This window comes from Aureimonas sp. AU20 (genome assembly GCF_001442755.1).
Taxonomy (GTDB): domain Bacteria; phylum Pseudomonadota; class Alphaproteobacteria; order Rhizobiales; family Rhizobiaceae; genus Aureimonas.
The window spans coordinates 2,376,084-2,396,385 of sequence record NZ_CP006367.1; the positions used below are offsets into that span (position 1 = coordinate 2,376,084).

At 65.5% G+C, this 20,302-nt stretch carries 21 protein-coding genes and 1 pseudogene; 12 read left to right on the plus strand and 10 right to left on the minus strand.

Annotated features, from left to right (window positions below; translation table 11 throughout):
• The first annotated feature begins 8 nt into the window (after positions 1–8).
• On the plus strand, positions 9–1,169 hold the full coding sequence (locus tag M673_RS10535; RefSeq protein ID WP_061976022.1) for an AI-2E family transporter: 1,161 nt from the start codon (positions 9–11) through the stop codon (positions 1,167–1,169).
• A 78-nt stretch (positions 1,170–1,247) separates the two neighbouring features.
• Here the strand turns inward: M673_RS10535 and M673_RS10540 are convergent, their stop codons facing one another.
• From M673_RS10540 to M673_RS10550, 3 genes are all read right to left on the minus strand, one after another.
• Complete coding sequence (locus tag M673_RS10540) at positions 1,248–2,126, minus strand: OmpA family protein (protein ID WP_244510296.1); 879 nt, start codon at positions 2,124–2,126, stop codon at positions 1,248–1,250.
• Positions 2,127–3,490: 1,364 nt separating this feature from the next.
• On the minus strand, positions 3,491–4,630 hold the full coding sequence (locus M673_RS10545) for an FAD-dependent monooxygenase (protein WP_061976024.1): 1,140 nt from the start codon (positions 4,628–4,630) through the stop codon (positions 3,491–3,493).
• 10 nt (positions 4,631–4,640) lie between these two features.
• A complete protein-coding gene (locus M673_RS10550) occupies positions 4,641–4,886 on the minus strand; it encodes a zinc-finger domain-containing protein (RefSeq protein WP_061976026.1) in 246 nt (81 codons plus the stop codon).
• Between the two features lie 129 nt (positions 4,887–5,015).
• Here M673_RS10550 and M673_RS10555 point away from each other — a divergent pair, with 129 nt between their 5' ends.
• The 3 genes from M673_RS10555 to M673_RS10565 all read left to right on the plus strand — a co-directional run bounded on the left by M673_RS10555 (position 5,016) and on the right by M673_RS10565 (position 7,068).
• A complete protein-coding gene (locus tag M673_RS10555) occupies positions 5,016–5,789 on the plus strand; it encodes an alpha/beta fold hydrolase (protein ID WP_061976028.1) in 774 nt (257 codons plus the stop codon).
• 149 nt (positions 5,790–5,938) lie between these two features.
• Positions 5,939–6,760 (plus strand): serine O-acetyltransferase, encoded by an 822-nt coding sequence (gene cysE, locus M673_RS10560; protein ID WP_061976030.1) that lies wholly within the window; start codon positions 5,939–5,941, stop codon positions 6,758–6,760.
• Positions 6,761–6,858: 98 nt separating this feature from the next.
• Positions 6,859–7,068 carry a DUF3126 family protein gene (locus M673_RS10565; RefSeq protein WP_061976032.1) on the plus strand — a complete coding sequence of 70 codons (210 nt, stop codon included), beginning with the start codon at positions 6,859–6,861 and terminating at the stop codon, positions 7,066–7,068.
• Positions 7,069–7,120: 52 nt separating this feature from the next.
• Here the strand turns inward: M673_RS10565 and M673_RS10570 are convergent, their stop codons facing one another.
• Complete coding sequence (locus M673_RS10570; protein WP_061977783.1) at positions 7,121–7,666, minus strand: transglutaminase-like cysteine peptidase; 546 nt, start codon at positions 7,664–7,666, stop codon at positions 7,121–7,123.
• A 545-nt stretch (positions 7,667–8,211) separates the two neighbouring features.
• The gene (locus M673_RS10575; RefSeq protein ID WP_061976034.1) at positions 8,212–8,817 is read right to left on the minus strand and encodes a PilZ domain-containing protein; all 606 of its coding nucleotides are present in this window, start codon (positions 8,815–8,817) and stop codon (positions 8,212–8,214) included.
• Positions 8,818–9,055: 238 nt separating this feature from the next.
• Between M673_RS10575 and M673_RS10580 the strand changes: the two genes are divergently transcribed.
• A complete protein-coding gene (locus tag M673_RS10580) occupies positions 9,056–9,808 on the plus strand; it encodes a rhomboid family intramembrane serine protease (protein WP_061976036.1) in 753 nt (250 codons plus the stop codon).
• Positions 9,809–9,883: 75 nt separating this feature from the next.
• Complete coding sequence (locus M673_RS10585) at positions 9,884–10,318, plus strand: CBS domain-containing protein (RefSeq protein ID WP_061976038.1); 435 nt, start codon at positions 9,884–9,886, stop codon at positions 10,316–10,318.
• A 6-nt stretch (positions 10,319–10,324) separates the two neighbouring features.
• On the opposite strand, the gene M673_RS10590 is transcribed toward M673_RS10585, so the two are convergent.
• The 3 genes from M673_RS10590 to folE form a co-directional block, all read right to left on the minus strand.
• A complete protein-coding gene (locus M673_RS10590; protein WP_061976040.1) occupies positions 10,325–11,314 on the minus strand; it encodes a patatin-like phospholipase family protein in 990 nt (329 codons plus the stop codon).
• A 90-nt stretch (positions 11,315–11,404) separates the two neighbouring features.
• On the minus strand, positions 11,405–11,842 hold the full coding sequence (gene hisI / locus M673_RS10595; RefSeq protein ID WP_061976041.1) for a phosphoribosyl-AMP cyclohydrolase: 438 nt from the start codon (positions 11,840–11,842) through the stop codon (positions 11,405–11,407).
• Positions 11,839–12,462, minus strand: a complete 624-nt coding sequence (gene folE, locus M673_RS10600) for a GTP cyclohydrolase I FolE (RefSeq protein ID WP_061977784.1) — start codon at positions 12,460–12,462, stop codon at positions 11,839–11,841. Before folE ends, hisI begins: the two co-directional genes overlap by 4 nt.
• Before the next feature lie 228 nt (positions 12,463–12,690).
• Between folE and M673_RS10605 the strand changes: the two genes are divergently transcribed.
• From M673_RS10605 to thrS, 3 genes and pseudogenes are all read left to right on the plus strand, one after another.
• Positions 12,691–13,152 carry an iron-sulfur cluster assembly scaffold protein gene (locus M673_RS10605; RefSeq protein WP_061976042.1) on the plus strand — a complete coding sequence of 154 codons (462 nt, stop codon included), beginning with the start codon at positions 12,691–12,693 and terminating at the stop codon, positions 13,150–13,152.
• Positions 13,149–13,406, plus strand: a pseudogene (gene yidD, locus M673_RS10610) (membrane protein insertion efficiency factor YidD); the annotation flags it as partial. The gene M673_RS10605 and the pseudogene yidD, both read left to right, overlap by 4 nt.
• Before the next feature lie 177 nt (positions 13,407–13,583).
• The gene (thrS, locus tag M673_RS10615) at positions 13,584–15,557 is read left to right on the plus strand and encodes a threonine--tRNA ligase (protein WP_061976044.1); all 1,974 of its coding nucleotides are present in this window, start codon (positions 13,584–13,586) and stop codon (positions 15,555–15,557) included.
• 44 nt (positions 15,558–15,601) lie between these two features.
• Here thrS and M673_RS10620 read toward each other — a convergent pair whose 3' ends face one another.
• Complete coding sequence (locus M673_RS10620) at positions 15,602–16,714, minus strand: hypothetical protein (protein ID WP_244493147.1); 1,113 nt, start codon at positions 16,712–16,714, stop codon at positions 15,602–15,604.
• A gap of 163 nt (positions 16,715–16,877) precedes the next feature.
• Between M673_RS10620 and M673_RS10625 the strand changes: the two genes are divergently transcribed.
• The 3 genes from M673_RS10625 (at position 16,878) to M673_RS10635 (ending at position 19,318) form a co-directional block, all read left to right on the plus strand.
• Positions 16,878–17,462 (plus strand): nitroreductase family protein, encoded by a 585-nt coding sequence (locus M673_RS10625; RefSeq protein WP_244493148.1) that lies wholly within the window; start codon positions 16,878–16,880, stop codon positions 17,460–17,462.
• Entirely contained in the window at positions 17,462–18,094 is a 633-nt protein-coding gene (locus M673_RS10630) for a flavin reductase family protein (protein WP_061976047.1), read from the plus strand. Before M673_RS10625 ends, M673_RS10630 begins: the two co-directional genes overlap by 1 nt.
• An 87-nt stretch (positions 18,095–18,181) precedes the next feature.
• Positions 18,182–19,318: a DUF2336 domain-containing protein gene (locus tag M673_RS10635; RefSeq protein WP_187301250.1), complete on the plus strand. Its 1,137-nt coding sequence runs from the start codon at positions 18,182–18,184 to the stop codon at positions 19,316–19,318.
• Between the two features lie 18 nt (positions 19,319–19,336).
• On the opposite strand, the gene M673_RS10640 is transcribed toward M673_RS10635, so the two are convergent.
• Entirely contained in the window at positions 19,337–20,110 is a 774-nt protein-coding gene (locus tag M673_RS10640) for an NAD kinase (protein ID WP_061977785.1), read from the minus strand.
• Positions 20,111–20,302 lie beyond the last annotated feature (192 nt).

Genomic DNA, 20,302 nt, shown 5'->3' on the forward strand with positions numbered 1-20,302 from the left:
CGTGAGACATGGCAGATGGCGAGTTGGCCTCGAAACGCGAACCGACCACGGTCGTCTCGCCCGATATCGGCTTGGTCAACAAGCAGACCATACAGGTCGGCCCTCGTTGGGCCGTCATCGGGATTTTCCTGATCCTCCTGTTCGGTGCGCTCTACCTGTCGCGCGACTTCGTGCTGCCGGTCGTCTTCGCGCTGCTCTTCATGCTGGTGCTGAGCCCGATCGTTCGCGTCGCCAAGCGTCGATTGGGTCTTTGGGAGCCTTTCACCGCCGGCCTTCTCGTGTTCGGCACGTCGCTGCTGATCCTGGGCTCTTTCTATGCCTTCAGTGGCCCGATCGCGCAGATCGCCGAGAACACTCCGCGCTATGTCGAGGCGGTGAACCGCGAAGTCTCCGTGCTGCGCGAGCGCTTCATGACGGTGCGCGAAGCCGGCCAGCAGGCAAAGGAGGCAACGGCCAATGGCGGTGGCGCGACGCCGCCCGAGGACGTGGTGATCAGCGGACCTTCCCTCTTGGGCAACATGGCGGCCATCGTTCCGCGCATCGGCGCCAGCATCGGCTTCGCGCTGATCTTCCTATTCTTTCTTCTCTCCTCCGGCAGTCTCTTCTATCGAAAGACGATCGAGACCTTTTCGAGCCTTTCCGACAAGAAGCGCGCGCTGTCGATCGCCTTCGAGATCGAGACGGAACTCTCGCGCTACCTCTTCGCGATCACGGCTATCAATCTCTGCCTCGGCCTTGCCATCGGCTCGGCCATGGCTTTGGTCGGCCTGCCTATGCCGGCGGTCTTCGGTGCCCTGGCGTTCGTCCTGAACTTCATCCCCTATCTCGGCGCCATCATCGGCATCGGCCTCGTGGGCATGGTGGGGCTGACGGAGTTCGGTACCTTCCCCGACGCGATTTTTCCGCCCTTGCTCTATCTCGCGATCACCTCCATCGAGGGGCAGTTCATCACGCCGATCCTCGTCGGACGCCGGCTGCGCATGAACGCGGCGGCGGTGTTTCTATCGGTCGCCTTCTGGGGCTGGATTTGGGGCGTCACCGGCATGTTCCTGGCTGTGCCGCTGATGGTCTGCATCAAGATCATCGCCAGCTATTTCGACTCGCTGCATTCCTTCGTCGGCTTTCTGGCGGCCGACGAAGCCGACGAACCGGCATCCCCTCCGACCTGACTCATTCGGAGCCATCATGAGAAAGGGCCGGGCGCTTGCGCGTCCGGCCCTTCTTCGTTCCAAGCCAAAGGCATTGCGTTATCGGCTGGCGGAGGCCACCGGCTTCACCAGAGATGTGATGCGGCGCAGGGTGACGCGCCGATTCTCGCGATTGGGCTCTTGCGTCGCGACCTTCAAGTTCTCCTCGCCATAGCCTTGCGTGACGAGATTTTCCGCCGGGATGTCGAAATAGGAGGTCAGCGCGCCCGCGACGGATTCGGCCCGCCGGTCGGACAAAGCGAGATTAGCAACGTTGCTGCCGACCGCGTCCGTGTGCCCTTCCAGAAGGAAGACCTCGCCCGGATTCTCGTCGATCACCCGCTTCACCGCATCCGCCAGGGCCTGGAGATTGCGAACCTGCGTCTGGTCGATATCGGCGGAGCCGAAGGCGAAGTTGATCGTGTTCAGATCGATCCGCCGAACCTTGTCGCGGATGCGCGTCGAGCGGCGCACCTCGTCCACGGAATAGATCCGCTCCACCGTTTCGACCGGCGGCGCGACGATGGTCTGGTAGTAGAGGTCTTCGTCCGGTCGAGAGACATCGACGATGTAGCGATCACGCGGGATGGTGAGCTCCAGCGGCGGGAGATCGGCTCCGGCGTCCTCGTAATAATCCGGCCGGTTCGTATCCTCGGCATACGGGTCGTAGAACAGAACAACCTCGCGCCCGTCCGGCATGATCTTCGATCGCTGGATCACGTCGCCATACTCGTTCTCGACCGTGACCACCTCGACACCATTCGGGCGGCGGATCGTCTGGCGCGTCAGTCCACGCGGCAACTGCTCGAAGCGAACGTCCTGCGAGCCTTCCGTCAGTCGCTGGTTGTCGTCCGAGCGGATGAAGTAGGCCGCAAGTCCGCCGGCCGCGGCTCCCGCGACGCCGGCACCGACGAGCGAGAGAATATCGCGATTCCCCACACGCTGGACCACTTCCACATTGGGCGGCAGTGTGGGCGGCGGCGGAGCCTGAATCGCTTGACCCTCGACTTGGCGAACCGGAGGAACCTCGACCGGCTGCGTCAGCTGCTGAACGCGCGCGTCGCTCTGTCCGACGCCGCCTTGCGGGACCGGTGCGGTCTGCACATCCGCTGGGACGGGGCGCGGCGGCTCGGCTGGAGGAGGCGGAGCGGAGGCCTGCGGCGAACTCGGCGGCGCGGCGCCTTCAGGAGGAGGCGCGGCGCCGGGCGGCTGTCCGGCAGGCGCACCTGGAGCGACAGGCGGTGTGGTTTCACCGGGGGCCGGAACAGGCGGTGCCGGCGGCGTGCCAGGTGCGACGGGCGCGGCGTTCGGCGCAACCAGCGGCGCAGTCGGGCTCGTCGGTGCGGTGGGTGCGGCTTCTGGCGTTGCGCGCGCCGCTGGATCCTCGGCAGGCCGGGCCGGCTCGCTGCCGGGCTGCGGAGGCGCAGGCGGAACCGGGGCGTTCGCGGGAGGGGCGGGCGGCGGCGCGGCAGGCGCGGCGTTCGGCTCCGGTGTCGCAGGAGCCTGCGGAGGCGGAGCATCAGGAGCGGCGGGTGGTGCAGCGCGCTGAGCCGGCTCTGCTGCAGGTGCGGGAGGCGTAGGTTCTGGCGCCGCGGGCGGTGAGGACCTCGGATTGGGCGCCGGCGCCGCGTCGTTCAGCGTTCCCTCGTCGGTCGGCAGCTTATTCCGATCGCCCTCCGGGGCGTTGACCGGAGCACCCGTGTCCGGCGCAGCCGGTGCGGCGGGCGACGAGGGGCCACCCGGCTGAGGCGCGTTCGGTGCCGAGGGAGCAGGGGGTTCGTCGGCGGGCGAGGGCGCTGGTTCCTCCGCTGGGGCTGGTGCGGGCTCGGCCGGCGGCGGACGCACAGGCTCGGGCTCCGGTTGCGGTGCCGGCGCTTCGGGGGCTGGCGCATCGGGAGCCGGAGGGGCGGTCTCGGAAGGAGATTGGTCGGCGGGTGCTGGGATTTCCGGCGGTGCGCCATCGACAGGAGGCGGCGGCGGTTGTTGGGCCAGCGCGGCCAAGGGGCCGGTCAGGGCAGTGGAGGCGGCGAGCGCCGTGATGGCCAGAAGTCGCCCGGCGCGTACGAAGTTCGGCATGTCATACCTTTCCATCTGTCCCTTGCAGACCGTGGCGGTCGGCAGCCTCCGAGAGGAAACGCACCGAGCCGCATCGCCATTTGATGGGCGAGACACAGAGGAAAGCAGGTAGGTCGGAGCGGGATGAAGGGAATGCTCGGGTCTGGCCGGGGCCGCGACCTCGCGCTTGCGTGATCGCCGAAGCGTCGCCGTCGCGACAGAGGCCGGCTTCTCTGCGAGACCGGCCATTAAGCCAGCGGCGCCGCGCGCCAGTCGTAGAGCCATGCCAAATCTCCGCGCATGGCTCGCTCGGACCGCAGCGCCATCGCGGCGTTGCGCGCAAGGCTCGCGGGCCAACCCAGGTGATAGACGAAGCGGTGGAAGCGCACCCGCTTCAACACGCGCTCGATGCGCGGCCGCCGTGCGTCGAGATAGGCGCCGATCGCCCGGTCCATGTCGGCTTGCGTCGCCAGCGAAGCGGCGAGCACCCAGGCGTCTTCCAGCGCCATCGCCGCGCCCTGGGCGGCGAAGGGGAACATGGCATGCGCGGCATCCCCGACGAGGACGACGCGGCCGAAGGCGCGCATGCGTTCGTCGGGGTTCACCGTCAGCAGCGGCCAGCGACCGAGATAGGTGCCATGGCGGATGAAGCCGGCAAGGCGCGGGTTCCAGCCGTCACCCGAGGGCGCCTGTTTGCCGCCTTGCCGCTCCACCAGAACCAGATTGCGCTCGCCCGAGCGGCGCATGGGATAGGAAACAGCGTGCGAGCGGGGCGAAAGCCAAGCCTCGATCTCATCCCCCGGCGCATCGTTGAGAGAGAAACGGTGTGCGACAAGGCCGCCGTCGGTCGGCGGGGGGCAGGACAGAAGTCCGGCGGTCGCGGAATGGACGCCGTCGGCCCCCACCAGAAGCAAGGTATCGATGGTCTCGCTTGAACCAGCCGAACGCGCGAAGCTCGCCCGCACGCCGCTCGGTCTGGTTTCGACCGCCTTCAAGCTCCGGCCGAGGCGTAGCTCAATACGGGGATCGACCTGAACCGCTTCCAGAAGAACGGATTGAAGATCGGCGCGATGCACAGCGAGATAGCCATCCGCCCCGGATTCGACGGGAACACGCGCGAGCAGACGATCCGACGCGCCGTCCCTCAGCGCGACAGTGCGCGCAGCGAAGGCGTTCTCGCGAAGCGAGGCGAGAACGCCCAAGCGATCGAGAACGCTCAGCGCATTGGCGGAAAGCTGCAGGCCAGCGCCGACCGGGTCCAGTCGATCCGACCGCTCGCAGACCACCGAACGAAACCCGGCCTTGGAGAATGCGAGAGCAGAGGCGAGGCCGGCTATGCCGGCACCCACGATCAGAAGCGGCCGGTCGTCCCGGTCCGGTGTGTTCACTGGAAAGCCGTCAAGCGGCCTTGTCGTGATAGGCGCAACCGACGGGCAGCGTTTCGTCGCGCTTCAGGGCCGGATTGTAGCGATAAAGCGTCGAGCAGTACGGGCAGACCTTCTCCCCCTCATCGCCCATGTCGAGATAGACATGCGGGTGGTCGAAAGGCGCATCGGCGCCGACGCACATGAATTCCGCGACGCCGATCTCGATCACGTCATACCCGCCGCTGTTCTGGAAATGGGGCGTGCCATAACCGGCCATGAAGCTCTCCGTTCGACCCTCGTCTGATTTGGCGCGGACTTTAATCGCCTTTGCCGAAAAAGAACAGGGTGGTCGCGCGGCTCGGATCGCGATAATCCCGCTCGCGCCGAACACGACAAGAGGGCTGAGATGGCTGAGTTCGAGAATGGTGGCTATCGCCTTCATTTCATCGACGAGGGAGACCGGGATGCCCCAGCGATTTTCCTCGTGCACGGCTTTGCCTCCAGTCTTCGCGTGAACTGGGTGGACCCGGGTTGGGTCAAGGCACTGACCGACGCGGGATACCGGGCAGTGGCCTTCGACCATCGCGGTCACGGGCAGAGCGACAAGCCGCGCGAGGGTTCGGCTTATACGCCGGAAGCCCTGGCGAGCGACGTGTTGGCGCTGGCCGACCATCTGAAGATTCCGACGGCCGCTCTCTTCGGCTATTCCATGGGCGCTCGCGTTTCGGCCTTCGCCGGACTTCGCTATCCCGACCGATTTCCGCTCCTTGTTTTCGGCGGGCTTGGATCAGGTCTGGTGGACGGCGTGGGCGACTGGGACCCGATCGCCGAAGCGCTGCTCGCTCCCTCGCTCGACGACGTGTCGCACGAGCGCGGCCGGATGTTCCGCGCCTTCGCCGACCGAACCCGTAGCGACCGGCTGGCGCTCGCCGCCTGCATCGAGACGTCCCGCAAGGAACTGACGGCCGACGAGGTACGGCAACTTCGACAGCCGGTGCTGATCGGGGTCGGGACGAAGGACGACATCGCCGGTTCGCCCGAGGCCCTGGCGGCGCTTCTTCCGGAGGGCGTGGCCTTCGACATTCCCGGCCGCGACCATATGCTGGCGGTGGGGGACCGCTTGTTCAAGGCAAAGGTTCTGGAATTTCTGGATGTCCACCGGGCGCTGATCGCGCGCTGAAGGGCGCGCGTTGGAACCTGCGCCGATTTAGGTTAAGCCCAAGCGCTGGCAACGGCGCGGCGCCGACTTACCTTCGAAGCAGATTGGCCTTCGAAGCAGGCCGGTCGGCTCATATGCCGCGACGAACACGAGACGAAAGCGACAGGACGATGACTGTGATTCCCGCTAGCTTTGCGGATCGTCTTCACTCGGTCGATCCGATCTGGGCTCGCATGCGAGAGGAAGCGCATCGCGCAGCCGAGCGCGAGCCGGCGCTCAGCGGTTTCCTTTACGCGGCGGTCCTGAACCAGCGCTCGCTGGAGACCGCCGTCGCCCACCGCGTCGCGCAGCGGCTCGACCATCCCAACGTGCCGGCCTCCCATATCGAGCAGGGCTTCGCCGATATGGCAGTGGCCAGTTCCGATTGGGCCGGCCAGGTGCGCACGGACCTGCAAGCCGTGTTCGACCGCGACCCCGCCTGCGAGCGCTATATCGAGCCGCTTCTGTTCTTCAAAGGCTTTCAGGCGATCCAGACGCATCGTCTCGCGCACTGGCTTTGGAATGCGGGCCGGGCGGATTTCGCGCTTTACCTTCAGTCTCAATCTTCCTCGGTCTTTCAGACCGATATCCACCCGGCCGCGCGCATGGGCAAGGGCATCTTCCTCGACCACGCGACCGGCCTCGTGGTCGGAATGACTGCGGCGGTCGGCGACAATGTCTCAATCCTTCAGGACGTCACTCTCGGCGGGACGGGCAAGGAGTTCGGCGACCGCCATCCCAAGATCGGCTCCGGCGTGCTGATCGGGGCGGGCGCGAAAATCCTCGGCAACATCCATGTCGGCGCCTGCTCGAAGATCGCGTCGGGCTCGGTCGTTCTCAAGGACGTACCGCCCAATTCCACGGTCGCCGGCATTCCCGCCAAGATCGTCGGCACCTCGGGCTGCGCGGAGCCTGCCAGCGCCATGGATCAGAGTTTCAGCCGCGGGGATTGATCTCTCGATCCACGCGAGTCCCGCAACGGCCGCATGGCCCACACCAGCCAGGCTCGGCCGATCCCGCCGCCGGCCAAGCTTCTCAAGGAGCCCTCGACTTGAAACCAGACGAAATCCGCAAACTCGAAGCCTTCTTCAAGCGCACCTTCAAAGGCGTCGACTTGAAGGTACGCCCGATGCCGAAGCGGAACGACACGGCCGAAGTCTATCTCGACGACGAGTTCGTGGGGACGCTCGGCAAGGACACGGACGAGGGTGAACTGTCCTATCACTTCACGATGACGATCCTCGACATCGACCTCGACTAAACGACCAAAGGCCGGCTTCGAAGCCGGCCTTTGTTTTCGGACCTCCGAACTTCTAGCGCACGCTGCCGACCAGCATGTCGCGGCCGTCGTCGATCGAAACCCACTTGGACGAGTCCTGCTCGGCCTGGCGCTTGAGATACTGGTAGGGCGTCAGCGTCCAGTCGAGGACACGCTGGTCGAGATTGTCGAGCACCATGTCGCCGCGATCCGTGCGCAGCGTCAGCACGGCATGGCCTTCGCCATTACGCTGGCGCACCACCGTCATCAGCAGCGCCGACCGTGGAAAGCCCTCTCGCTCCAGCATGTACTGCTTCAAGAGCGCAAAGTCCTCGCAATCGCCTTCCGTGGTCGGATAGGCCCAGCGTTCCGGCACCCCGTAGATTTCCTGATCCGTGCGAGCGGTGATGCCGTTGTTCACCGCCGCGTTGATTTCGACGATCGTCGCCCAGGCCCGGTCCGTCAGGCGGATCGGCCGGACGTCGGCGTTGCGGCCGCACTCGGCCGGGTAGGTCTTGCAGAAGTCGAAATGGCCGACCGGCTGAGACGTCGCACCACGCGTCACCATAGCGGCTTCTGCGGAAGGCAGGGATGCGAACATCGCTGCGACCACGAGCGGCAGGGCGAGAAGACGACGAAACGAGGTGAACACGGCGGACCTCCCAAGAACTTGGGACGACCATCGCAGTTCGGATTGACGGAATACGAAAGTGGAATCTGCGAATTTTACTCGTTCGAGCGGCCGGAAAGTAAGAATTCAGCCAATTCGAAAAATAGAGAACGGTATTAAATTTTTCTTGGCTGCATTCAACCTTCGCTAGGGATAAAGCCTTGCGGTCACGAAGGTGAAGACGAGCTCGTAGTCATCCGTCGCCCCGCTGGGGCTTCGCCCGTCCGGCGTTAACGATTGATCGGGTTGCGCGTTAACACCTCTGAACGGGTGGGCGCTGCGCATGGCACGCGGGCTAACCGGTGCGCGCGAGCCGTCCGCATCGGGTCAGGCTTCTGGGCTTAAGAAACGGCCGAACAGCGCCACGTCCCTTTTTCCAGTTTTCCACAAGCGAATGCGATTTTGGACCATCGACGGGTATTCGTGATCCGAAAAGCGGACCCGACGAGCCGGTCCAGGCCGTCGAACGCCGGGCGTCAGCGGAAGGATTCGTTGAGCGTTTCCGCCGTCTGGAGCGTCGAGAACTCGATGGCCAAACCGTCTTCGAGCTGACGGACGACGCGCCCCTGCATCGTGCCGAGCGTCACCTTCGAGCCGTTGGCCGGGCGAACCGCGCAGGCGATGGCAGCGCCGGACAGCGACAAGTCGATGATGCGCACCTGATACCGGCGCCCGTCTTCCAGCACCATCTCGATGATGGGGTTGCGCGGCTGGATGCGCTCGTGACGACGATCTTCCGGCAGCGAGAGTTCATGGCGGTTGGCGAGCCAGGTCAGCTGCGCCGCGAGCTTCTCGCGCTTGCGATCGGTCGCCTGGATCTGCAACGCGAAGCCGCCCGCAAACGCCCTCACGACCGATCCCTCGATGCGGCCGATATGGTCGGCATAAAGAATGATCCGCTCGTTCGAGCGCGGCTCGACGGCCGAGATCACCGCGATGCCGCCCGGACTCACATTGTCGATGCGGCAGGGATACTCTTCGTGACTCTCCCGCATGAAGCGGCCGAGGAGATCGACCTTCACCCGCTTGAAGTGGCGACGGTCTTCCGAAACGAGCGGGATCGCGGGCAGGGGGCTCAGCATGGGTGATCGAGGCCATTGTATCAGCGTGGTGAAGGAAGCCTAACCAGAAAGCGTTAAGAGCCCGTTCGACCCGGCGCCGATATCGCTCGGTCTGGTCCACGCTCCTTGGCCTGCCGCAATCGGAAAGCCGCTCACGCAATGGAATTCCGGCATGGCGCGTTGGCCGTGCCTTGCAGCCCCGGGCATTTGCCTTCATCCGGGCGCGCGTTAGAACAAGCGCCGATAGAAGGAGTGTCGCGTGTCTCTCGATCCAGCCTCGATGCACGGCGACAGCCGCCCGCCACGCCCCGTTGCGCCCATCAACGTTCCGGCGGTGGTGCTGGCTCTGATCGCGATCTTCGGCGCGACACATTGGCTGCGCACCAGCGTCCTCTCGCAGGACGAGGACGTTTGGACCCTTCTGAACTTCGCACTCATCCCCGGCTGCTATCGCGATCTCGATCCCGTGTGCCAGTTGCGCGAGGCGTGGGCGGGCTGGGTCTCGCCGGTCGGCCACGCTTTCCTGCATGGGGACTGGACGCATTTCGCCACCAACGCCGTCTGGCTGCTGGCCTTCGGCACGCCTGTTGCGCGGCGGCTGGGCGGGCTGCGCTTTCTCGGCTTTTCCGCAGTGGGCGCGCTAGCGGGGGCCGGATTTTTCTACCTTCTCAACCCGACACTGGTTCAGCCGATGATCGGAGCATCCGGGGTCGTGTCCGCCCTGATGGGCGGCGCGGCGCGTTTCGCCTTGGGCGCTATGGGCCGGCTGACATCGGGCGAGGTCGCACATGCGCCCTTGATGAGCATCGGCGCCAGCCTGTCGGACCGGACGATCCTGTTCTTCATCCTCATCTTCTTCGGCACCAACCTGCTGCTTGGTTCGGGCGGCGCGGCGATCTTCGGCGAAGGGGGGGGCATCGCCTGGGAAGCGCATGTCGGCGGCTTCCTGTTCGGCTTCCTGTGTTTCGCCTTCTTCGATCCGCGCCGGCAAAAGCCGATCGAGGCCATCTGAGGGTTCCGTCGCGGTAGAGCTTGCGCGCCACCGATTCTGCCTCCACGATGCGTCGTCTAAGGAAGGGAGGTCCTGATGACGGTGCAACTCATTCTCGAGAGCAAGGGGCGGGACGTCGCGACGGTCGATCCCGCGCAGTCCGTGGCGGATGTGATCGAGGCGCTTCACACGCGCCGGATCGGCGCGCTTCTGGCGCTCGACGCGGACAATCGGCTGCTGGGGATTGTGTCGGAGCGCGATGTGGTTCGCCTCCTGGCGGAGCAGGGCGCGAACGCGCTGGCGCGCAGCGTCGGCGACGTGATGACCCGGAGCCTCGTGACGATAGCCGAAGAGGCGACGATCGACGAGGCGATGGGCCTGATGACGCAAGGCCGCTTCCGCCATCTGCCCGTGGTGCGGGATGGGCGCTGCGTCGGCATCGTGTCGATCGGCGATATCGTGAAGCGTCGAATTCAGGACGCCGAGCGCGAGGCCGAAGACCTCAAGACCTACATCCACGCCGGGGGTTAGAGCGACCTACCGATTCGGCAGGGAGTGGCAGAGCCGTTCGATCTCGGCCATTCCCCGCATCGTCTCCTCGTAACCGAAGGCGATGCATTCGCGGGCGCGGAAGAATTCCGACAGGCCGATCTCGCGAACGCGCGGGTGCACGGTGTAGTCCGGCGGATCGCCGGCCAGCCGCGAGCGGGAGATCCGGTCCTGGATGATGTTGAACGCATCCACCACCGAGCGGCCGATGCCGATCCTGTCCGGCTGTCGAGGCGGCTTGGGGTCAGTGCCGAGCAGCGGATCGTTGCGATTGGCCTCGTTCGTCCGGTCGGGCGCGGTGGTTTCGGCGGTCATGCGCAGCACGGCGGCGCGGCCGAACAGGTCGTAGTGAAGGTTCACCGCCACCACCAGGGGCTCCTCCAGCGCACGACAGACCGAGACCGGCACAGGATTGACCAGCGCGCCGTCGAGAAGTCGGCGCCCGTTGCATTCGACCGAGGGGAAAACGCCGGGCAGAGCGTAGGACGCGCGCATCGCCAGAACCAGCGAACCCGAATCCAGCCAGACCTCATGACCACTGCGGGCCTCGGTCGCGACGCAAACCAGCGGCCGGCTGAGATCCTCGATCCTCATATCGGAGAGCTCGGCTGCGAGGCGGCGATGCAGCCGTGCGCCGCCGATCAAGCCGCCCCCGCCCCATCGAATATCGAAGAAGCGCATCATGCCGCGCCGCGTGAGCGACAGGGCGAACTGCTCCAACTCGTCCAGTCGGCCCGCAAGGTAGCAGCCGCCCACGAGAGCGCCGATCGACGTGCCCGCGATCATGGTGATGGGAATGTCGGCCTCAGTCAGCGCGCGGATGACGCCGATATGCGCCCAACCGCGCGCCGCGCCGCCGCCAAGCGCCAGGGCGACCCCGCGCTTGACCGAGGGCGTCGGCTTTTCTTCGCGATGGTTCACCTCGTCTCGGCCGGAGCCGGACGAATGAGAATTTCGCCTGAAAACCAGATCGAGCATCCACCGGCTCTCCCATCGTCGTTCGGCTTAGATCGAGAGCTTACCCGACGACCGCTTTCCGGTTTCCTCACCGGCGCGGTTAACACATGGTCAACTATGCTGCGATGCAGCGCGCCGTTCGACCTCTATCAAAGCAGGATGACCGTTTGAAGGATCGATCCGACGATAGAAGCAGGTGGTCCGGCCCGTGTGGCAGGTGTCCTCGGGCTTGGCGACATCGACCTTCAACCAGATGGCGTCCTGGTCGCAGTCGACCCGCGCCTCACGCACGGTCTGAAGGGCGCCGGAGGTTTCGCCCTTCTTCCAAAGGCTCTGGCGAGAGCGGCTGTAATAATGCGCGATCCCGGTTTTAAGCGTCAGCTCGAGCGCCTCGGCGTTCATATGAGCCACCATCAGCAATTCGCCCGAGGCAGCGTCGGTCACGACGGCGGTGACAAGCCCGGCCGCGTCGAAGCGCGGCGCGAGAACGCTGCCTTCCTCCAGCTCCGTCTTGCTCGCGGCTGTTGCGAAGGGAGCGGCCGACGTCACTTCACGCCAACCATGGCGAGAAACCGCGCCTGCTCGCTCTTGTCCTCGCGGAACGCGCCGTAGAATGAGGTGGTGAGCGTCGTGGAGCCCTTGGTGCGGATGCCACGCATCGACATGCACATATGCTCGGCCTCCAGCATGACCGCCACGCCGCGCGCGTTTAGGGCGCCGTCGATGACGCCGGCGATCTGCTCGGTCAGCGCTTCCTGCGTCTGCAGGCGCCGGGCATAGACGTCGATGATGCGCGGGATCTTGGACAGGCCGACCACGCGGCCGCCGCTCGGCAGGTAGGCGACATGCGCCTTGCCGATGATCGGCACCATGTGGTGCTCGCAATGGGAGGTAAAGTCGATGTTCTTCAGGAGCACCATGTCGTCATAGCCCGCAACCTCCTCGAAGGTGCGGTTCAGAATGGCGGCCGGTTCCTGATTGTAGCCCGAGAAGAGTTCCTCATAGGCCTTGACCACCCGGCGGGGCGTGTCGATCAGCCCCTCGCGCGACGGGTCTTCGCCGATCCAGCGCAGGAGCGTCTCGACGGCGGCCTCGGCCTCTTCCCGCGACGGGCGCTTGGTCTCGTCCGGCTGCATGGTCTGACTGGTCTTTCTGACGCTCGCGTCCATCATCTCATCCCGAACTCAAGATCCCGGGCGCGGCTTCGCCTCGCTGCGAAACCACCATGACCCAAGCCGACGTCGAACCGCTTGATGTTGCAAAGCATCAAGGGCGTCAAGCAAAGACATACCTTGCAACCCGGCGCGGCTTCCGATCGCCCTTTCGCGCTCCTATATGTCGATTGTCCGGCGCGGTTGAAAGTGCCTTGGCCGGAACGGTGCTTCCACGGGGCGGCGATGATCGACGATCTCTACAATGAGCGAATCCTCGAATTCGCCGGCAATATCTCGCATCTAGGGCGGCTGGACGCGCCGGACGGGACGGCGACGGCCCATTCCAAGCTCTGCGGCTCCACCGTCACCGTGGACCTAAAGCTCACGAACGGTCTCGTCTCGGACTTCGCGCACGAGGTTCGCGCCTGCGCCCTCGGCCAAGCCTCGTCCTCCATGATGGCCCGGCACATCGTCGGCGCGAGCGCGGAGGAGTTGCGCGCGCTACGCCAGACCGTGACGCGTATGTTGAAGGAGGGTGGCGCGCCGCCCGAAGGGCGCTTTGCCGACATGCGCTATCTCGAACCCGTTCGCGAGCACAAAGCCCGCCATGCCTCGACGCTCCTGACCTTCGACGCGGTGGAGGCCGCGTTGGAGAAGGCCGAAGCGGGCGGGGACAAGACCAACAAGGCGAGCGCCGCCGCGTGAGCGCAGCCGGGCGCAACTATGCCGGCCCCTGGCGCCGGACGCCGGGCCGCCTGTTCGGCACCGGCTTCATCCGGCTTTATCAGATCGTCTTCTCGCCGCTGGTGGGCGGTCATTGCCGCCATATCCCGACCTGTTCGGAATATGGCTTCGAGGCCATCGCCCGGCACGGGCTCTGGCGCGGCGGCTGGCTGACGACGCGCCGCGTCGCGCGTTGCGGCCCGTTCGGCTGCGCCGGGCACGACCCCGTTCCCGACTGAACGCCGCGCGGCACCGCCAGACAAAGCTCGGCGCAAGCTGGAGATAAGGCTTGGCGCTTGCGCGCCTGCCGCCCCACGCCTAGAAGCCGGGGCCTTGCAGCCCGTATCGAGGCTGCGTCCATCGATCGAAAAGCTTTCCCGCATGGTAGGCGGGGGTGAGCGGAAAGGACAGACATGATCGACGTCACGTTTCCCGACGGTTCCGTGCGGACCTACGAGCCCGAGACGACTGGCGCGGTTATCGCCGCCGGCATCTCGAAGTCGCTCGCCAAGAAGGCCATCGCCTACGCGCTCGACGGCGAACTGCGCGACTTGTCCGAGCCGGTTGGCCGGGCCGGGCGCCTCGAAATCGTCACCCGCGAGGACGATCGCGCGCTGGAGCTGATCCGCCACGACGCGGCCCATGTCATGGCCGAGGCGGTGCAGGAGCTTTGGCCGGGAACACAGGTCACGATCGGTCCGGTGATCGAGAACGGCTTCTACTACGACTTCGCCAAGGAGACGCCCTTCACGCCCGACGACCTGCCGGTCATCGAAAAGAAGATGCTGGAGATTATTCGGCGCAACGCGCCGTTCACGCGCGAGGTCTGGTCGCGCGACGAGGCGCGCCGCGTGTTCGGCGAGAAGGGCGAGACCTACAAGGTACAGCTGGTGGACGCGATCCCCGAGGGCCAGGATCTCAAGATCTATCGCCAGGGCGAGTGGTTCGATCTCTGCCGTGGCCCGCACATGGCCTCGACCGGCCAAATCGGCGAGGCCTTCAAGCTGATGAAAGTGGCTGGCGCCTATTGGCGGGGCGATTCCAACAATCCGATGCTGACGCGCATCTACGGCACGGCTTGGCGCACGGCGGACGAGCTGAAATCCTACCTCACGATGCTTGAGGAGGCGGAGAAGCGCGACCATCGCCGGCTCGGCCGCGAGATGGACCTGTTCCACTTTCAGGAGGAAGGGCCGGGTGTCGTCTTCTGGCACCCGAAGGGCTGGTCGCTGTTTCAGGACCTCGTCGCCTATATGCGCCGCCGCCTGCGCGGCGACTATGCCGAGGTGAACGCGCCGCAGGTGCTCGACAAGTCGCTTTGGGAGACGTCGGGCCACTGGGGCTGGTATCGTGAGAACATGTTCCAGGTTCAGTCGGCGGGCGACGAGGCGGAGGACAAGCGCGTCTTTGCCCTCAAGCCCATGAACTGCCCAGGACATGTCATGATCTTCAAGCATGGCTTGAAGTCCTACCGCGAACTGCCGATCCGCTATGCCGAATTCGGCACAGTTCATCGCTACGAGCCGTCCGGCGCCATGCACGGGTTGATGCGCGTTCGTGGCTTCACGCAGGACGACGCGCATATCTTCTGCACCGACGAGCAGATGGAAGCGGAGTGCCTGAAGATCAACGACTTGATCCTCTCGGTCTATCGCGACTTCGGTTTTGAGGAGATCATGGTCAAGCTCTCGACGCGCCCCGAGAAGCGCGTCGGCACGGACGAGATGTGGGACCGCGCCGAGACCGTGATGCGCGACGTACTGAATACGATCGAATCGCAGTCCGGCGGCCGGATCAAAACGGGCATCAACGAAGGCGAGGGCGCGTTTTACGGGCCGAAGTTCGAGTACACGTTGAAGGACGCGATCGGCCGCGAATGGCAGTGCGGCACGACGCAGGTGGATTTCAACCTGCCCGAACGCTTCGGCGCCTTCTACATCGACTCCAACTCCGACAAGCGCCCGCCGGTCATGATCCATCGCGCCATATGCGGCTCGATGGAGCGGTTCCTCGGCATCTTGATCGAGAATTTTGCCGGCCATTTCCCGCTTTGGATGGCGCCGACGCAGGTCGTGGTCGCGACGATCACCTCCGAGGCGGACGAGTATGCGAGCGAGGTCGTGCGCGATCTGCGGGCCGCGGGCCTGCGGGTGGAGAGCGATCTTCGCAACGAGAAGATCAACTACAAGGTCCGCGAGCACTCGCTGGCCAAGGTCCCGGTCATTCTCGTCTGCGGAAAGCGCGAGGCGGAGGAGCGGTCGGTGAACCTGCGCCGTCTCGGCTCGCGCGATCAGGAGGCAATGAGCTTCGACGCCGCCAAGGCGCTGCTTCTGGACGAGGCCGTAGCTCCCGATCTCAAGCCGACGGCCGCCGCGCAGGCAGCCTGACAAACGAAGGGCGGCCCGCAGGCGCCGCCCTTTTTCGTCGCGCGTCAGTCGCCCGTGCCGACATCCGGACTATTGGGATCGACCAGATCGCTGGTCAGCACTTCCACATCGGCATCCTCGCCGCTGACGACGCGGAACTGGCGCTGGAAGATGCGCTCCTTGTTCCGAGCCACGATCACGTAGTCGCCCTCCGCAAGGACCATGGAGGGAAACGCGCCGACGCTTTCCTGAATCAGGTCGCCCTGCGTCGAGGTGATCGACCAGGCCGTGTCGGCCAGCGCCTCGCCGCCATGCTCGCGCACCAGCTTCATCGTCAGCTGCGCGCCGCGTTGCTTCATCACCGCGTCCGTGATGCGACCGGACTCGACGCGCACCTCGGCTCGCGCCACGGCGTTCACGTCTCCATAACGAGAGACGACGTGGTAATTGCCGGAGTTCAGCCGGACCACGACACCGGGCGGCACGTCGGAGGCCACGAGCCGGCGATCACGCTCCTCGGTCGCCTCGCTGAAAATATCGAAGTGAACGCGCTCCTTCGGTAGGCTGGCCGTGTCGGACGCCTTGGCGACGAGCCGCAGGCCGCCCGCGTCGATCGCCACGGTCTCGTGGGTCTCGCGCCCATTGAAGTCGATCCGCTTCGTCATGCCCGCGCGGCCATAGCCGACATGCAGGAGATAGGCCCCTGGCGGCACGTCGAACACAGCCTCGCCGCCCTTAGCCACCGCGATCACCGGCAGCTTTCCATCGCCGCCGGGCGCCGGCGCGAAGAGGCGCCAGACGAGGTCGGACGGGATGGCTGGCCCGTCTTTGCCGAGGGTCGCGCGCAGCGTCAGCGCGTTGGGCGGGCGTGCGATGTCGAGATGAGGCTGGGGCTGCGGCGCGAAAGCGGGAATGGCGGGCAGCTTCAGGTCCGGGCCCTGGATCTTGGGCACGGGCTCGGGAAGGGCGATCGGATCCAGGCGCTTCAGCCCGCGCGCGGAGGGAATGCCGAGATCGACTGCGGCTGGATCCTGCGGAATTGCGGACGGCGAGGCATAGGCGCCGGGTGCCTCCAGCGCGTCATGCCCGCCGCCGGGAGGGGGGGACTGCTGGGCGGAAGCGGGAATCGCGATCAAAGACAGGAGGCAGGTCGAGACGATCCCCACGATCGGGCGCATGGTCCATCTCCCCTTTTTGCATTTCAGAAGTGCCGTCTTGAACGGCAAGGCATAGACCATTTCAAGGCCAATTGGCGACAGCGCATGGTTCGATCCGCAATCCGGTTTGCAAACGGCGGGAATTTTCTTAGCTCTCATGCGGCAACCACGAGGACCCGAATCCGTGATCGACGCGAAGACCCTGCTTGCGACCCGCCGCTCCGTTCCCATTCCCGCGCTTGTCGCGCCGGCACCGGAAGGCGCCGAACTCACCGAGATGTTAACGGAGGCGACCCGCGTTCCCGACCACGGCAAGCTGGCGCCCTGGCGGTTCATCCTGTTTCGCGGCGAGGCGGCGCTGGCGATCGGCGCCCGGCTTGCCGATCTCGCGGAGCGGCGCGAGGGACAGGCTCTGAGCGAAGGACGCCGGACCTACGAGGAAGCGCGCTTCACCCGCGCACCGCTGGTGGTCGGTGTCGTCTCGACCGCAAAGCCGCATTTCAAGATTCCCGAATGGGAGCAGGTGCTGTCGGCGGGCGCGGCCACGATGAACCTCATTCACGCCGCCCATGCGCGCGGCTATGGCGCGAACTGGATCACCGAATGGGTGGCCTATGACGAGGAGGCCAAGGCTCTGATGGGCATCGCTCCCGACGAAAAGGTCGTCGGCTTCGTCTACATCGGCACGCCGGCCGAACGGCCGAGCGACCGGCCACGGCCGGAGCTTTCCGCTGTGGTTTCGGAGGCGGCGGTTCCGACTGGCGCGTGATGTTCTACGAGACAGCGGCGAACCGGCACGGCCTGCCCCACGATCCGTTCAAGGCCATCGTCGCGCCGCGACCGATCGGCTGGATCTCGACCCGGTCGAAGGAGGGCGCGGTGAATCTCGCACCCTACAGTTTCTTCAACGCGATCGCGGACGATCCCAAGCTCGTCATGTTCTGCTCGTCCGGCATGAAGGACTCGGCAAGCTTCGCCATCGAAAGCGGCGAGTTCGTCGTGAACCTCGCCACGTTCGATTTGGCGGAAGCGCTCAATCGCTCCTCCGCACCGGCCCCGCGCGGCGTCAGCGAGTTTGCCATCGCCGGGCTCACCGAAGCGCCATGCCGCCTCGTCGCCGCTCCGCGCGTGGCGGAGTCGCCGGCCGCACTGGAATGCAAGGTCACCCAGTCCTTCCGACCCATGGGGATCGACGGCCCGTCGCCTTCGGCCGTCATGGTGATCGGGCAGGTGGTGGGCATCCATATCGACGAGCGCATCCTACGCGACGGGATGATCGCGATGGATCTGGCGCAGCCGCTGACGCGCCTCGGTTATCTCGACTATGCCGTGACACGCGAGGTCTTTTCGATGAACCGGCCCAAACGTCCCGACGCCAGCGACCTCGACCCCCAAGCTTAGCAAGGGGTTCTTAAACGTGGTAAACGCTTCTTAAAGGATTGGCGGGCAGGAATAGGGCACATGCCCTTACGTTCGAGGCCGATTCCCATGCTCGCTCATCACTTCGTCAAATGGTGTGAGACCGCCAACACGGTGGAGCGTTGCGCGGGTGTGGCTATGCTGGCCGAAGCGGTGATCCACCGCAAGTTTCTGCCGAAGGAAACGCGCGAGGCGGAAGCGGCGCTTCTCTATGCGCTGGAGGACGTTTCGCCCCTCGTCCGACGCACGATCGCCAATCTCGTCGCTTCGTCGGATCGCGTGTCGCGCCAGCTCGTCTTGGGGCTCGCGCGGGATGTGAACGAGATCGCACTGCTCGTCGTCTCGCGCTCGCCGCTCCTGACCGGGTCGGATCTTACAGAGCTTGCAATGGACGCGAGCGGCCCTGTTCGCGCCGCCATCGCGCGGCGGCCCCACCTGCCGTCTGACGCCTGCCATGCCATCGCCGCGCTGGAGGACCCGGATGCGGCCTTGGCGCTGGCCGGCAACAGACACGCCGAGATGACTGTCGAGACGCTTCGTCAGCTTGCAACGACGTTCGGCGGCGATGGGCGGGTGCGCGGGGCGCTTCTGGAACGCGACGACCTGCCGTCCGACATGCGCCATCGCCTCGTCCACGCCGTCGCCGAGCAATTGGGCCGCTCGCCCTTCCTCGCCGCCGTGCTGGGGGAGACCCGGAGCGAGCGCCTGCGCGAAGAGTTGCAGGAGCGCGCCTTGACCGCGATCGTCGACAAAGTGTCGGCCGAGGGGCTCGAGGCCTTCGTAGAGCATCTGCGCTCCGACGGCGCCCTAAACACAGCCTTGCTGCTTAAAGCGGTCTGCGCCGGGCGGATCGATCTCTTCTCCGCCGCCCTGGCGCGGCTGACCGGCTATCCCGAGCCGCGCGTGCGCGCCATCATCGCAGAGGCGCGCCAGCCCTCCTTCGCCGCGCTGGCCGCCAAGGCCGGACTGCCGCCCGTCGTCGTGCCGCTGCTCCTGGCCGCGACACGCGTCTGGAAGGATGCCTCGATGATCGACGATCTCGACTCGGCCGACGTCACGGCTTCTGTGATGCAAAGGCTGCTCGGCCATCAACGCCGGGAGGCAACTGCCGACCAGAAGGACCTCACCGAACTTCTGGAGCGCCTGTCGAAGGACGCGCAGCGCACCACGGCTCGTCAGCGTATGCAGCGCTATCTCGCCGCCTGACGGCGGTCCTGTCGCCCCTCAGTAGCGGAACTGTTCGGCCAGGATTCGCTCGTCCCAGGAATGTTCGGGGTCGAACAGGATCAGGCTGCCGAGATCTCGCACCTCGCGAATCTCGATATGACGCACGGACTTGACCTCGCGATGGTCGGCCACGGCGTTGACCGGCCGCTTCTCCGCTTCCAAGACCTCAATATCGACCACCTGCCGGTTGGCGAGCAGCGCGCCGCGCCAGCGACGGGGGCGAAAGGCGCTGACCGGAGTCAGCGCCAGCAGCGGTGCTTCGATCGGGATGATCGGCCCTTGCGCCGAGAGATTGTAAGCCGTCGATCCCGTTGGCGTTGCCACGAGCACCCCGTCGCAGACCAGTTCCTCCAGCCGCGTTCGGCCATCGATCGAAATCTTGAGCCGCGCCGCCTGATAGGACTGGCGGAACAGGGCGACTTCGTTGATGGCCAGCGCCGTGTGGCGCATGCCGACATCGTCGATGGCGGTCATCTGGAGCGGTCGAATTTCGCTCTGAACAGCCTTGTCCAGCCGCTCCGACAGATCGTCCTCGCGGAAATCGTTCATCAGGAACCCAACGGTTCCCTTGTTCATCCCGTAGATCGGTTTGCCCGTGTCCATGAAGCGATGGAGGATGTGGAGCATGAAGCCATCGCCGCCGAGCGCGACCACGATGTCGGCGTCTTCGGGATCGACCGTTTCATAAAGGGATCGCAGCCGGGCGAGCGCCTCCTGCGCCTCCGGGCTCTCGCTCGCGACGAGGGCGATCGGTCGGATCGTTTGTCGCATGACCATCCACATTCGAGGGTTTGAGCGGCCGACCCGTCCGCATGTCGGAGCGAACCTAAATCCTCTCCCCGCAGACGCAAGCCATGACCTCGCCTTTCTTTGGGCAAAAGCCGGGGCGCCGGAGGGACCGTCGCGCCGATATTACGTTGAGTTCGGCGGTGCTATCTCTCGGTCACCTGCTTCTTCGAGGTC

Bases quoted from the DNA above. Each gene is read 5' to 3' on its own strand.
- M673_RS10535 (WP_061976022.1), top strand. From the start codon at position 9: ATGGCAGATGGCGAGTTGGCCTCGAAACGCGAACCGACCACGGTCGTC.
- M673_RS10550 (WP_061976026.1), bottom strand. From the start codon at position 4,886: ATGGCCGGTTATGGCACGCCCCATTTCCAGAACAGCGGCGGGTATGAC.
- M673_RS10555 (WP_061976028.1), top strand. From the start codon at position 5,016: ATGGCTGAGTTCGAGAATGGTGGCTATCGCCTTCATTTCATCGACGAG.
- cysE (WP_061976030.1), top strand. From the start codon at position 5,939: ATGACTGTGATTCCCGCTAGCTTTGCGGATCGTCTTCACTCGGTCGAT.
- M673_RS10570 (WP_061977783.1), bottom strand. From the start codon at position 7,666: ATGTTCGCATCCCTGCCTTCCGCAGAAGCCGCTATGGTGACGCGTGGT.
- M673_RS10575 (WP_061976034.1), bottom strand. From the start codon at position 8,817: ATGCTGAGCCCCCTGCCCGCGATCCCGCTCGTTTCGGAAGACCGTCGC.
- M673_RS10585 (WP_061976038.1), top strand. From the start codon at position 9,884: ATGACGGTGCAACTCATTCTCGAGAGCAAGGGGCGGGACGTCGCGACG.
- M673_RS10590 (WP_061976040.1), bottom strand. From the start codon at position 11,314: ATGCTCGATCTGGTTTTCAGGCGAAATTCTCATTCGTCCGGCTCCGGC.
- folE (WP_061977784.1), bottom strand. From the start codon at position 12,462: ATGGACGCGAGCGTCAGAAAGACCAGTCAGACCATGCAGCCGGACGAG.
- M673_RS10605 (WP_061976042.1), top strand. From the start codon at position 12,691: ATGATCGACGATCTCTACAATGAGCGAATCCTCGAATTCGCCGGCAAT.
- thrS (WP_061976044.1), top strand. From the start codon at position 13,584: ATGATCGACGTCACGTTTCCCGACGGTTCCGTGCGGACCTACGAGCCC.
- M673_RS10620 (WP_244493147.1), bottom strand. From the start codon at position 16,714: ATGCGCCCGATCGTGGGGATCGTCTCGACCTGCCTCCTGTCTTTGATC.
- M673_RS10630 (WP_061976047.1), top strand. From the start codon at position 17,462: ATGTTCTACGAGACAGCGGCGAACCGGCACGGCCTGCCCCACGATCCG.
- M673_RS10635 (WP_187301250.1), top strand. From the start codon at position 18,182: ATGCTCGCTCATCACTTCGTCAAATGGTGTGAGACCGCCAACACGGTG.
- M673_RS10640 (WP_061977785.1), bottom strand. From the start codon at position 20,110: ATGCGACAAACGATCCGACCGATCGCCCTCGTCGCGAGCGAGAGCCCG.